Consider the following 12,841-nt stretch of genomic DNA (forward strand, 5'->3'; position numbering starts at 1 on the left):
CATTCTTACAGAAGAACAAAAGCAGGATTTTTACAAGATCTTTGGAGAAATAGCAGACGGCGTAAATATCGAAAGTGTAATGTCTTGCTGGCCGGAATTTGAACTTGATGGAATAAATGTAAATATGAATAGAGGTTTATTTGGGCAAGAGATAAAAGAAGTTATTGTTTGTCCGTATGTATTTTATTCTATGTCTATTAATTCCACAGGTCTAGCTAGTGCTTGTTATTTGGACTGGGAAAGGAAGTTAATAATAGGTGATGCTAATAAAGAAACAGTTAAAGATATTTGGAATAGTAAAGATATGAATGATTTGAGAAAGCTGTTTTTAAGAAAAGAACGTAAAACTCATCCAATATGTAAGGACTGCGGACAACTTACTCATGGTATGCCTGATAATATTGATGACTATGCTGATGAGTTATTGTATAAGGTAAAATAATGGCAATAAAAACTAACTGGATAGAAAGAAATAATAGGAATTATTTAAAAGATGTATTACCATTAAATACCCCATATTCTATACAAATAGAAACTATAAAAGCTTGTAATTTTAGATGTAATTATTGTGCTTATTCATCTTTAAAAATAGAGCCTTATATAATGCAATTAGATGTATTTAAAAATATTTCTAATTCTTTATGTAAGTTTCCAAGTAAAATAAAGAATTTTATTTTTTCTGGACTTGGAGAACCTTTGATAAATAAAGATATATTTAAAATGATATCTTTAATAAAAAATACTGATCATGTAGAGAATACTACAGTTTTAACTAATGGTTCTTTGCTAAATGAGAATAATATAGATAACATATTAAATACATACATAGATGAAATAAGAATTTCATTGCAAGGTATAACAGAAGAAGATTATTATAAAATATGCGGGTACAAAATTAATTTTAAAGAATTTGTTGATAATATAGAATATTTATATAAAAATAGAGGAAATACTAAAATAGCACTGAAAATAGCAGATATAGCTATAGATACAGAAGATAAACAAAAAAAATTTTTTGAACTATTTGAAGATAAAGCAGATTATTTAATCATACAAAAAATTTCTCCATTACAAAATATAGTCAACTATACTGATATAATAAGTGATTATTCTAAAGGTGTATATATAGAAAATAAAACAAATTGTTTAGTTTGTCCTCAGCCATTTTATAGTATGCAGATATTAGCTGATGGAAGAGTTGCTCCTTGCTGTTCTCTCAATTTAGATAGCCCAACAATAGGTAATATAAATTCTAAAAATATATATGATATTTGGAATGACAATAAATTAAGAGATTTAAGAATAAGAATGTTGAAAGGAAATAGAAATTTAATAGGTGGATGTAAAAAATGTAATTATCCTGAATTCCAATATAACAAATATGATTATATAGATAATTATAGAGAAGAATTATTAAAAAAATATGAGTAATTATGTTTTTAGATAAACTAGAGAGCATTTTCAATGATGAAACTAAAGATTTTTCCTCTTTACTGGAAATAAAAGATATAGTGTTATATGGTGCCGGTTCTTTAGGGGAAATGGCTATTAATATTTTAAAAGAAATTAATGTTAAGCCTAAATATATTATAGATAAATCTAAAAAAGGCTGTATTGAAAATATAAATATAATCACACCAAATGAAATTAAAGAAAATGATAAAAACAATGATCTGTTTCTAAATTGTATATCAACTATATCCAGAAATGAAATAGAAAATTATTTAAAAGAATTAGGATGCAAAAATATTATGCATTTTTATAATTATGCATATATTAAATGTCCGAAGTTATTATCTAACGGATGGTTTTTAGATAAAATATCGAAATATGAACAAAAAGAAATAGAGAAAGTTTGCGAAGCATTATCTCATGATGAATTATCATTAAATCATTATATACAATTTTTATGGGAAAAATTAAAAGTGAAAGAAGTCATTAATAAAGATTTTCCTGTATTATCTAGAAGAAAATATTTTTTATCTCCATGTATTGAAAATCAATTAACTGATAATGAAATTTTACTAGACTGCGGAGCTGATTTAGGACAAACTATTAATAAATTTATAGAGAAAACAAATAATAAGTTTAATAAAATATACGCATTTGAACCTAACAGCAAAGCTTATAAATATTTAAAAGATCATTTTGGTAATGATGAACGTATTTTATTGAGTGATAAAGTTATAAACGATAAAAACGGCTTAGTTAATTTTAAAGAAGATATAGGCGGCGGCATGGCTTCTAAAATATTTGAAGAAAGTGATAATATAAAAGAATCTATAAGTATAGATAGTTTAAATATTAATCCAACAATAATCAAATTACATATAGAAGGTAATGAATTAAATGCATTATTAGGTGCTGTAAAAACTATTAAAAAATACAGACCTCTAATAATGGTTTTTGCTGATCATAATAAAGACGGCTTATATAAAATAGCTAAGTTTTTATATAGTTTACCTGATTATAAACTGTATTTTAATTTGCATGATTATGTTGGAAATACAGCTATATTTTATGCTATAAGTAATTATAAACAAATTTATACATTTTTAAAACATGATAAATAATACATTATATACTAAATTAAAAGAAATTATTAATACATTTATTTTAATTAAAATATAAAAGGAGTTTATATGAATATTGATTTATTTGAAATTTACAAAAATAATATTGAAGAATTCAAATATATTGAAGCTAACATAAATAAAAATGGTTTAATTTTATTTGGAGCAGGTTTTTACGGAATACAATGTCTAAATTACATGATTGATAATGGCTATAATATTAAATATATTATAGATAATGATAAAAATAAATATGGAAACAAATTAAAAAATAACATCGAAATTTTGCAACAAAATGATAATAAATTAAAAGATTCTAAAATAGTTATAGTTACGCCAGTTTTTTTATCATCTAAAGAACAAATAGAATCATTAAAAATATATGAATCAAAATTAATTCACTTTAATAAATGGTTTACATTAAAAAATTTTGATAAATATTTAGAAATAATAGATATATGTAAAGATAAACGTTCCAAAGAAGTATTGACTATTTTAGTATATTATTACTTAACTGGTGATTCAAGATATAATTGTTTTACATATGATGATAATCAGTATTTTGCTATACCACAATTTAAATTTTCTTCTTTATCAGAAGTATTTCTTAATGCAGGAGCTTGTACTGGTGATACAGTAGAAAGATTTATAGAACATCACTTAGCTATGATAGAACATATATATGCATTTGAACCAGGAGATAAGCAATATAATGCTATGAAAAAAAGGATAGAAAGAGTAAAAATGGAATGGAGCATAGATAATGATAGAATAGATCTTATTAAAGCAGGATTATCGAATAAAAATAAAAAAGGATATTTTAATAAACATACCAATAATGTTGCATTAAATTATATTTCTGAAGAAGGTGTAAAAGATGATGAAGTACAATTATATTCAATAGATGATTTTTTAAAAAATAAAAATATTACATTTTTAGCGGCTGATGTTGAAGGATCTGAAATCGATATGCTAAAAGGTGCAATAAATACTATTAAAAGATGTAAACCTAAAATGGCTATATCTGCTTATCATAAACCTGATGATCTTTTTAAAATTATAAATTTAATAAAATCTATAGTACCAGAATATGAATTTAGTATAAGAAGCCATACTACATACTTTGGAGATATGGTTTTATATTGCTGGACAGACCAGACCAGACCAGACCAGACCAGACCAGACCAGACCAGACCAGACCAGACCAGAATAATATGTAAAGAGTACATATTAATTTATAATAATACAAAATACAAGAAATTACAACCTATGCTCAATAATGTTACTGCATAGACTGTAATTTTTAATTAAAGGAATAAGTATGATATTTAATATAAATAATATATATAAAGAAAATTTAAAAGAAATTGAAGAAATAGATAAAATAATAGAAGAGGAAGGTTTATCATTATTTGGAGCAGGTCAATATGGGGAGTTTGCTTGCGAATATTTATTAAATAATAATTATAAAATTAATTGTTTCATAGATAATAATATTAGTAGACATGGACAGAAGATAAATGGCATTAATATAGTTTCTAAATATTCTGATTTGGCAAAAAAGTCTAAAATAGTACTAATAACAGCACATCATGCTATAGATGAAATAATATTAGAAAATAAAGAATTATATAAATATATAATATCTTTTGATAAATGGTTCATAATTAATAGATTTAAAGATTTTTTGTATTTGAGAGATAATATGTATGATGACAGATCTAGGGAAGTTTTAGATACATTAATTTATTCTAAATTATATGGTAATAAATATTTATGTGAAACTATATACGAAAATAATCAATATTTTGCCATACCTAAGTTTAATGCTATTAATGTGAATGAAGTATATATTGATTTAGGTGCTTTTGTCGGAGATACAATAGAAAGATTTATATATAATATGAATGGAATATTTAAAAAAATATATGCTTTTGAAATAGGTATTGATCAATTTAGATCTTTGAATATAAGAGTAGATAGATTAAAAAAAGAGTGGGCTATTAATAATGATAATATTATATTAGTTAATGCAGGGATATCTAATGAAGAATCAGAATTTTATATCAATGGAGAAGGTGTTATGTCATCAAATCGTTTGAGTAAAATTGGAGATAGTACTATTAAAAGTTATTCTATAGATAATTATTTCAATGATATACCAGTAACATTTATAAAAGCTGATATAGAGGGCGAAGAATTAAATATGTTAAAAGGGGCTATAAATAGTATAAAAAAATATAAGCCAAAAATGGCTATATCTGTATATCATAAACCAGATGATCTATTAACAATACCTCAGTTTATAAAAGAACTAGTACCTGAATACAATTTATCATTAAGACATCATTCTATTGGTTTTGATGAAACAGTACTTTATTGTTGGACAGACCAGACCAGACCAGACCAGACCAGACCAATATTAATATGTAAAGAATACATATATTCAAATAATATAAGAATAATAAAAAAATTACAACCTATGCTGCAAGATCAAATTGCCGCATAGGTTATTTTATATAAATCAATATTTACTAATAAGAAAGAATTATAAAATCTTGTTAATAGCTTCAGCAAAACTATTAAAAGAATCCTCAGATAAATAGTATCTATTGCTGTCATTTTCTAATGTAATTTCATAGTTTCCATTATCCATTTTGTTTAGAATACTATATGACAAAGCGGTACCTTCAGTTGTTTGTATAGTTATTTTGTATATAGGCTGATTTTTAGATGCATTATTATCATCTATTAAACCGTCAGCTTTTAAATTAGATATTAGGAATACACTTGAATAAGCATCATTTAAAGAAATTGTATTATTATTCCATGCTTTAACCCAACTGTTTTCATCATCCTTTGATTTTTCTAAAGTGTATGAATTATTATTATATTCAATAGTTATTTTTTGTATATTATCTTGACGTACAGAAGATATTGTTTTATTTATAAAATCGCTTTCAGTTTTATCGAATGCATCTTTAGGATTTGAAGATGTATTTCCAAGTAAATATATGTTTTTATCATTTCCTATTTGTCCGTAAACAGTGTTTCCAATAGTAGATTTCATTCCAAACTTTATGTTTCTAACCTCTTTTGAAGAGCTGTCCAATGCTGTAACAGTTAATATTTCATCATCAGATAATTTATATTTCTGTAAGGCTTCAGCGTCCCCTCTTGAAACTATTTCTACAGGCTGTATAGTATTTAAGATATTAGTAATAGATTCTATTATAGAATTATCCGCATTATATTTTTCATTTACAGTCCATTTATCATCTGTTAATTTTATTGATATATTTTCTTTATTTGCTCTGTTTATTGTAATCTCTGTTATATTTGAGTTTATTGCTTTTAAATTAGGTAATGAATATCCTTTATTTTTTAAGAATATAGTCGTTATTAATATTACAGTTAAAATTATTATTATAGATATTAAAATTGTATATTTTTTATTTATCATTTAAATATTTTCCTTTTTTTAATGCTACATTATACTAAAAATGATATAATTGTAAAGTATTTTAATTATAAAAACAGTATTTATTAATAATAGTAAATTCAAATTATTAAAAAATAACATGTCATTTTTAACTGTAAAAATTCTTTATAATATAAAAAATCTATAATTTACTGTGTATATCACCATATTCATATATATAGTGCATTGTTTTTTGATTCTCTTTATCTGTTTAACATTTTTTGGCTCTGAATATAAAATTAAGCTATTAATAAAAAGGAGAGAGCAAATGAAAAAAATGCTTGTTTTAGTATTTATAGTTGCTTTGTTTGCTACATCATGTATAGCACAGCATAAGCATGTAGTTGGAAATGGTCCTCAAACAGGAGTATCAGTATCAAGAAAACAGTGGTATGCATTATGGGGATTAGTTCCAGTTGGTTTTGTTGATACACATCAATTAGCAGGAAATGCTCAAAACTATGAGATATATACTAGATCAAATGCTGGCGACTTTTTCTTAAATCTTTTAACTGGAATAGTATCTTTCACAAGCAGAACTGTAACAGTTACAAAGTAAAAATCAATCATAATTTCATGAGGGCTATTATAATTTAATAGCCCTAAAATAAACGGATGTATATGAATAAATATTTATTAATTTTAACTTCTTTATTTTTTATATTATTTACAATAAGCTGCCATGATAAAAAAGATGGTGTTACGGATAATAGTTTATCTTCTTATGATTCTAAAGATATCTTTTCAAATAAGGATATAACTTTTAAAAATCTTGAATTGGAGGAAGATAATAATTCAATAAAAAATACCAATGAATATTCTGTTACAAATGTTGGAGTTAGATTTTCACCTCCTATAAATTGTATAAGATTATCAGATAAAGAGAAAGAAGATATAATATCTCAAACAGGATACGGCAAAGATTATTTTTATACAGACAGTATGTTTATAGATGAAAAAATCAAAATAACATGTTTGGCTGCTTATATGAAAAAAGATGATTCTTCATTGGATAATTTCATTAGTTTTATTAGAGCCATGAAAAATGGTAATAACTTTACAGAAGAATATTATATAATAAACGGCAGAAAGAATATTCAATTTAAAATCAATATGGATAATAATACATTTTTATTATATACAATTTTTGAATCTAAGAATGATTATTATTTTATATTGAATTATACTTTTCCAGTATCCTATTTACAGGATTCAGTTATTAGAATAGGAAATTCTTTAAATTCAGTTAGATTTTAATTATGAAATATAAATTTATAATATTATTAATATTAATATTTGCAAGTGAATTATATTCTCAAACTAATTCATTTAAAGATAGAATGGATTTGCATTCACAGGAAGTAAAATCTAAATGGAGCTTTAATCCTTTAAGAGTTTACGATACTGATAAATATTTGTACGGATGGCTTGATCCGGAAGTTTATAACTGTAAATATTGGATAGGTGATATATTTAATGTAGATGAGATGTACAATAGAGGAAATTACCGTTTTGATAAAATGTCATTTTTTCATCAGCCTACTTTAGCTACCGAAATAAATCCTATAGTATTGGATTATAAAGATAAGCACAGATTCAAAATAGGAGTTGGTTTTTTAACACAGTTCTTTTTGTCAGTTTATAATCCTGACTATAAAATACTTTATGGAGAGAGTTTGTTTTATGGTACCTATATGCAAGTAGAAATGTACTTTGATTATATATACAATGAAGTTTTGAGATTTAGATTTACACCAGTACGTCATATATGCACCCATATAGGAGGCGATATACTTGGAGATAATGAACTTTATGATAGAAATATTGAGGAGTTTAGAGATTCCAGTATAGAGCTAATGCATTTTTCTCTTCATTATAAATATGGTTATTTTACATTTTATGGCGGATTATCATTTGCTATTACCGGATTTGATGAATCTAATTTTATAAATTTATTTGGAATGTATTACGGTACAGATTTTAGATATCCATTATGGGGAGAAATAAGTTTAATAACAGGTATTTATTTAGGTGCAAACTATGACAGAATTAATACCGTAGAAAGAAAAAATAGTACTGATGGATATAATATAATAAGCAGTTATGATAAATGGTTTCCTTCAATTTCAATTGGTATAGGTATAGAAATTTATAGATTTGTAATAGGTGTAAAATATGAATATATGCGTTCAAGACAATTATATTCATATAAAAAAATGGAAAATAAATTAGGTTTGGAAGTATCTCTTTTCTTTTAATCTGATTGTTTGAAAATATATAAATAATATCAATACTTAATTAAAAAATAAAACACTATAATAATTGATTTAGTTTTTTATTATAGTGTTTTGTTTAATGTATTTAAATAGTTTTCCAATATTAAAACAGCTGCTATTAAATCATTAGCTTTTTTTTTCACATTTTTCTTTTTACCTCTAAGTATAAAGTCTGCTTCCTTAGAAGTTCCATACTCATCAACGAATATAATATTAACTTTTACACTTTTCAAAAGAAATTCAGAAAAACGCCTTATCTCAGAGCACCATTCGCTTTCTTTGCCTTCATCAGATAAAGGAAGACCAAAAACAACAGTATCAATTTTTTTTTCTTCAATTATATCCATTAAAGCACGCTTAACTTTTCTAGCATTGCTTTCTTCTATAAGTCTGCATGGAAATGGAATTTTTATTTCCATATCCATAAAAGCAGTTCCTGTTCTTTTTCTTCCAAAATCTACACCAAGTACAGTTCCCATATTATTCTTCTATTGTTATTATATCGTATTTTTTGAAATCATGAGTGCCGGATTTTATATAAGCATTATCTATGTTTCTAATATTATCAACTTCTATAAATTCATTTTCTTCTGTTTTTATAAAAAGTTTAAATCTGTTATCATTATGGTTAATGAAATCTTTTCCTATGTATACTAAATTATCACCGTTTTTTATAGTGTTGTATACGGTAATTTTGGCATATTCTTCGCTGTCATCAGCAATCATACCCATAAGTCTTCTGCCTTTTAAATAACCTTTAAGCGTTGGCTTTATATTATCTCTTCCAAAATAGAATCCTGTATCGCTTTCTCTTCTGCTTATTGTTTCAAGCTCTTTCAAGTAACTTGCTATAGGTTCTTTCTTTATTGCTTCCGGATATGATTCATAACCAATTCTATCAAGTAAGTCTAATAATACTCTATAAACTCTAACGGTATTTGCCACATAATAAACACTTTTCATTCTTCCTTCTATTTTTATGGAGTCAATTCCTGCTTTTTGAAGTAGGTGCAAGTATTCAGCCATTTGCAAATCTCTGCTGCTCAATATAGTAGAATGATCATCTCCTTCTTCTATTTCCATAAATTCTCCAGGTCTTGTTTTCTCTTCTATATATGTTTTGAAATTCCATCTGCAAACCTGAGAGCATTCTCCGCCGTTAGCATCTCTATTGTTTAAGAAATTTGATAATAAACATCTTCCCGAATATGACATACATACAGCACCATGTACAAAACTTTCTAATTCTAAATCTGTATTTGCTCTAATCTCTTTTATCTCATCTAAAGAAAGTTCTCTGGCTAATATTATTCTGCTTGCTCCTAAACTTTCATACATTTTACATGAATAACTATTTGTAACAGAAGCCTGTGTGCTTATATGAATGGTTGCTTCAGGTATTGTTTCTTTCACTATTCCAAGTACTCCTAAATCGGATACTATGAATGCATCTATATTTAAATTCTGTATTTCTTTTAGATATGCTTTTAAATTATTTTTATCATATTCATGTAAGAAAGCATTTAAAGTTAAATACATTTTTTTGTTCAGCTTTTTAGCAAGTTCAGCACATTCGGCAAGTTCTTCTATAGTTGTATTTTTACTTTGATGCCTTAAATTAAATAATGCTCCTCCTATATAGGCGGCATCAGCTCCGTAATGATATGCTACTTCTAATTTTTCTTTATTTCCAGCAGGTGCTAAAAGTTCCATTTTTAATATATCCTATTAGTTTTTATTTCAATCATTCTATATTAAAATTTATAAAAAGTATATATCAATTTAAAATTATTACATATACTATTATTTTTAAATATATTGTATAATATATTTAAATGAAATTTACAATGGGGGGGTTATTTATGGATGCTAAAGAGATAAAACATTTAAGGGATGAGTTGTTTAATGGTGAATATTCAAATATATTAAAGCCATTATCAGCCGGCAACACTTTTTTAGTTAGATCTACATTAGAATCTTATATAAGAGAGTTTACATCTAAGAAAAAACTGCATGCTATAGAATTATTTACCTCTGAAAATTCAAAGTTAAATTATGAAGATGATGGAAGTGTTTTGAGGGTTATAAAAGAATTAATAGATAATAAAAATATATCAGGTATTGAAAGTATTAATTTTGATTTAACTGCTAATAATGCTCTGCTTTATGGTGATTTTGTAAGGTTTATTTATGCTTTTTATTTCGGAGGTTATAAGGAAGAACTTAATTTATTGGTAAAAAGTGTGTATGAGGCTATTTCAAAAATTTCTCATAATTTGGTAAGTAATTTTCTTGATACTAGTTATATTAATAGGGTAAGTATAGTTATAACTGCATCAATATATAGAAGCATATTAGATGTATTGTCTGATTTTTCAGAAATTGCAGGAGATGCTAGATCTAGGGCAGAAGTTATGTATTATAAAAGTTATATTACATGTAATGTTATGGCTAATTACAAAGGGTTAGTTGGTCCTGACATGATAAAGACAGGATTATGTTTTGAAGAGATAGAAGATTTTGAAAAAGCAGAAAATATATATGAAGCTATTATAAGTGATGTTGAATGCGTATTATCAGGTATTACATATAAATTTGATACTTATGACCCAAAAGATAAAGCGGAAGATTATGTTTCTTTAGTTTCATTGTGGCAGGCTTGCGACGGCATAAATAGGATAGAAAATATTAATAAATATGATGCTAAAATGGAAGCTATAGAAGAAGCTATAAAGAAACTTAATACTATATAAAATTTCATATTGATATATAAGCGTTTTTGTGTTAATATACGTATATGTTCAATAGATTTGATATAAAATTGTTTGATAATATAAATGTGCTGAAGGAATTAGCTAAAACTTGGCATGCATATTATAATTTTAGAATGTCTTGTTTATCATTAAAAAATTCAGAATATCTTTTAAGTATATTATCATTGATACTTAATCCGGCAAATCATTATGAATATAAAGATATTGGTATGATATCATATAATATTTTGGAAGAGTATCATTCTAAACATAAAGAATTTGCTATATTGAAAGAATTTTTAGATTCAGAATATAATTCAGTAATATTTTCAAAGATAGTTAGTTTATTAGAGGGAAGCGATATAACTATTGATAAAAGTTATGATGAGGATATTAATTATATAGATAATTTGGATTTAGATCCAATATTTAAATTATTAGTATATCAAAAAATATCTTATGAATATGTGAAGGATTGCCAAAATAGCTTTATAATATGCAGAGTTATATTTAATATATATTCTTATAAATTAAAATTATTAGATACCCCAATATTATATCCGTATCAATTTTTTAAGTCTACTATGGATGATTCATCTGATGAAGAATCTATAATAAGATATTTGAAATTTTTACGCGGTATATGCTTGTATGCTGTAGATACTATTAGTTTTGTACATAAGAATTTATCAATATTAAAAAACAGATTACTTCTAAATAAGAATTTTAAGAAATTAACAGATTCTAATGTGTTTTCTATTATTTTTATAACACCTTATATAAGAATAGTTGATTTAATGAATATGTTTGATTGGAAGAGGGATAAGGCGGCAAGATTATTATCAAAGTTAAGAGAGGAAGGATTATTCATAGAAACAAAGATTAAAAAAGAGAAAATATTTGTAAATAAGTATATAATAAGTTTATTTGAATCCGGAGAGAATATCAAACCGGATGAGTTTTTAAGTAAGTTTGTATAAAAATACTTGACATTTTTTTTAAAACATGTAGAATAGATTAAACATTTATATCGCGGGGTGGAGCAGTTGGTAGCTCGTTGGGCTCATAACCCAAAGGCCGTAGGTTCAAGTCCTGCCCCCGCTAATAGCCGAAAAAATAAGGTTTATTATTTTTTGGCGGCGTGGCTCAGGTGGTTAGAGCATGCGGCTCATATCCGCAGTGTCAGGGGTTCAAGTCCCTTCGCCGCTAATATTTTTATAAAAAGGCAGGTGAGTTAATTGGTACGTGTTTTCGCTAATGAAGGTGAACAAATAGAAAGCGTTATTAAAAGATTCCGCAGAGCTTGTGAAAATGAAGGTATTTTACAGGACTTAAAAGAAAAACAATTCTACAAAAAACCTTCTCTTGAAAAGAAACTTCAAAGAGAAAAAGCTCTTAAAAGAATGAAAAGAAAAATTAAAAAAGAACGCAGACTTGGTTTGCTTTAATTTTCATCTATCTTTTTATATAAAAGCATTGATATTTCATTATATCAATGCTTTTTTAATTTGAGTATTGCATACTTGAAAATATTTGTATTTAGTGTATAATTGATACAATTTTAAAATGAAATAATTTTAAAAGTTTAATATGTTAATAATTTTTATTTATAATATTTAAGGAGAGAAAAAATATGGCAGCAAAACAGCTATTATTTGATGAAGAAGCTAGACGTGCCCTTATGCGTGGGGTTGATGCTTTAGCTAATGCCGTAAAGGTAACTTTAGGACCTCGTGGACGTAACGTTGTTATAGACAA

14 protein-coding genes and 2 tRNA genes are annotated in these 12,841 nt (G+C 25.5%); 13 read left to right on the plus strand and 3 right to left on the minus strand.

Annotated elements, in window-relative coordinates; all coding sequences use genetic code 11:
• From Q0J90_RS04035 to Q0J90_RS04055, 5 genes are all read left to right on the plus strand, one after another.
• The coding region (locus Q0J90_RS04035; RefSeq protein ID WP_297276689.1) for an SPASM domain-containing protein at positions 1-442 on the plus strand (442 nt) is incomplete at its 5' end.
• Positions 442-1,431 (plus strand): radical SAM protein, encoded by a 990-nt coding sequence (locus Q0J90_RS04040; protein WP_297276690.1) that lies wholly within the window; start codon positions 442-444, stop codon positions 1,429-1,431. The genes Q0J90_RS04035 and Q0J90_RS04040, both read left to right, overlap by 1 nt.
• Before the next feature lie 2 nt (positions 1,432-1,433).
• Positions 1,434-2,573 (plus strand): FkbM family methyltransferase, encoded by a 1,140-nt coding sequence (locus Q0J90_RS04045; protein WP_297276691.1) that lies wholly within the window; start codon positions 1,434-1,436, stop codon positions 2,571-2,573.
• A 69-nt stretch (positions 2,574-2,642) separates the two neighbouring features.
• Positions 2,643-3,866, plus strand: a complete 1,224-nt coding sequence (locus tag Q0J90_RS04050; protein WP_297276692.1) for an FkbM family methyltransferase — start codon at positions 2,643-2,645, stop codon at positions 3,864-3,866.
• A gap of 28 nt (positions 3,867-3,894) precedes the next feature.
• Entirely contained in the window at positions 3,895-5,082 is a 1,188-nt protein-coding gene (locus Q0J90_RS04055; RefSeq protein ID WP_297276693.1) for an FkbM family methyltransferase, read from the plus strand.
• 39 nt (positions 5,083-5,121) lie between these two features.
• Here the strand turns inward: Q0J90_RS04055 and Q0J90_RS04060 are convergent, their stop codons facing one another.
• Positions 5,122-6,036, minus strand: a complete 915-nt coding sequence (locus tag Q0J90_RS04060; RefSeq protein WP_297276694.1) for a DUF4340 domain-containing protein — start codon at positions 6,034-6,036, stop codon at positions 5,122-5,124.
• A 286-nt stretch (positions 6,037-6,322) separates the two neighbouring features.
• Here Q0J90_RS04060 and Q0J90_RS04065 point away from each other — a divergent pair, with 286 nt between their 5' ends.
• From Q0J90_RS04065 to Q0J90_RS04075, 3 genes are all read left to right on the plus strand, one after another.
• Positions 6,323-6,613 carry a hypothetical protein gene (locus Q0J90_RS04065; RefSeq protein ID WP_297276695.1) on the plus strand — a complete coding sequence of 97 codons (291 nt, stop codon included), beginning with the start codon at positions 6,323-6,325 and terminating at the stop codon, positions 6,611-6,613.
• 62 nt (positions 6,614-6,675) lie between these two features.
• Positions 6,676-7,311: a hypothetical protein gene (locus Q0J90_RS04070; RefSeq protein ID WP_297276696.1), complete on the plus strand. Its 636-nt coding sequence runs from the start codon at positions 6,676-6,678 to the stop codon at positions 7,309-7,311.
• Positions 7,312-7,313: 2 nt separating this feature from the next.
• Positions 7,314-8,312: a hypothetical protein gene (locus Q0J90_RS04075; protein WP_297276697.1), complete on the plus strand. Its 999-nt coding sequence runs from the start codon at positions 7,314-7,316 to the stop codon at positions 8,310-8,312.
• 80 nt (positions 8,313-8,392) lie between these two features.
• Here the strand turns inward: Q0J90_RS04075 and ruvX are convergent, their stop codons facing one another.
• Both ruvX and Q0J90_RS04085 read right to left on the minus strand, forming a co-directional pair.
• Positions 8,393-8,809, minus strand: coding sequence for a Holliday junction resolvase RuvX (ruvX, locus tag Q0J90_RS04080; RefSeq protein WP_297276698.1), 417 nt, complete (start codon positions 8,807-8,809; stop codon positions 8,393-8,395).
• Position 8,810: 1 nt separating this feature from the next.
• Positions 8,811-10,043 (minus strand): peptidase U32 family protein, encoded by a 1,233-nt coding sequence (locus Q0J90_RS04085; protein ID WP_297276699.1) that lies wholly within the window; start codon positions 10,041-10,043, stop codon positions 8,811-8,813.
• Between the two features lie 149 nt (positions 10,044-10,192).
• On the opposite strand from Q0J90_RS04085, the gene Q0J90_RS04090 reads away from it, so the two are divergent.
• The 5 genes from Q0J90_RS04090 (at position 10,193) to rpsU (ending at position 12,531) form a co-directional block, all read left to right on the plus strand.
• A complete protein-coding gene (locus Q0J90_RS04090; RefSeq protein ID WP_297276700.1) occupies positions 10,193-11,083 on the plus strand; it encodes a hypothetical protein in 891 nt (296 codons plus the stop codon).
• 44 nt (positions 11,084-11,127) lie between these two features.
• Positions 11,128-12,063, plus strand: coding sequence for a hypothetical protein (locus Q0J90_RS04095; protein WP_297276701.1), 936 nt, complete (start codon positions 11,128-11,130; stop codon positions 12,061-12,063).
• Positions 12,064-12,114: 51 nt separating this feature from the next.
• Positions 12,115-12,187, plus strand: a tRNA-Met gene (locus Q0J90_RS04100).
• Between the two features lie 31 nt (positions 12,188-12,218).
• Positions 12,219-12,292: transfer RNA gene (locus tag Q0J90_RS04105), tRNA-Met, on the plus strand.
• 29 nt (positions 12,293-12,321) lie between these two features.
• Positions 12,322-12,531, plus strand: a complete 210-nt coding sequence (gene rpsU / locus Q0J90_RS04110; protein ID WP_297206813.1) for a 30S ribosomal protein S21 — start codon at positions 12,322-12,324, stop codon at positions 12,529-12,531.
• Positions 12,532-12,841 lie beyond the last annotated feature (310 nt).

This window comes from uncultured Brachyspira sp. (assembly GCF_944390595.1).
Classification (GTDB): domain Bacteria; phylum Spirochaetota; class Brachyspiria; order Brachyspirales; family Brachyspiraceae; genus Brachyspira.

Excerpts from the sequence above, each read along its gene's own strand:
- Q0J90_RS04050 (WP_297276692.1), top strand. The coding sequence starts at position 2,643 with ATGAATATTGATTTATTTGAAATTTACAAAAATAATATTGAAGAATTC.
- Q0J90_RS04070 (WP_297276696.1), top strand. The coding sequence starts at position 6,676 with ATGAATAAATATTTATTAATTTTAACTTCTTTATTTTTTATATTATTT.
- Q0J90_RS04060 (WP_297276694.1), bottom strand. The coding sequence starts at position 6,036 with ATGATAAATAAAAAATATACAATTTTAATATCTATAATAATAATTTTA.
- Q0J90_RS04045 (WP_297276691.1), top strand. The coding sequence starts at position 1,434 with ATGTTTTTAGATAAACTAGAGAGCATTTTCAATGATGAAACTAAAGAT.
- Q0J90_RS04075 (WP_297276697.1), top strand. The coding sequence starts at position 7,314 with ATGAAATATAAATTTATAATATTATTAATATTAATATTTGCAAGTGAA.
- Q0J90_RS04055 (WP_297276693.1), top strand. The coding sequence starts at position 3,895 with ATGATATTTAATATAAATAATATATATAAAGAAAATTTAAAAGAAATT.
- Q0J90_RS04095 (WP_297276701.1), top strand. The coding sequence starts at position 11,128 with ATGTTCAATAGATTTGATATAAAATTGTTTGATAATATAAATGTGCTG.
- Q0J90_RS04090 (WP_297276700.1), top strand. The coding sequence starts at position 10,193 with ATGGATGCTAAAGAGATAAAACATTTAAGGGATGAGTTGTTTAATGGT.
- Q0J90_RS04065 (WP_297276695.1), top strand. The coding sequence starts at position 6,323 with ATGAAAAAAATGCTTGTTTTAGTATTTATAGTTGCTTTGTTTGCTACA.
- Q0J90_RS04040 (WP_297276690.1), top strand. The coding sequence starts at position 442 with ATGGCAATAAAAACTAACTGGATAGAAAGAAATAATAGGAATTATTTA.
- Q0J90_RS04085 (WP_297276699.1), bottom strand. The coding sequence starts at position 10,043 with ATGGAACTTTTAGCACCTGCTGGAAATAAAGAAAAATTAGAAGTAGCA.
- ruvX (WP_297276698.1), bottom strand. The coding sequence starts at position 8,809 with ATGGGAACTGTACTTGGTGTAGATTTTGGAAGAAAAAGAACAGGAACT.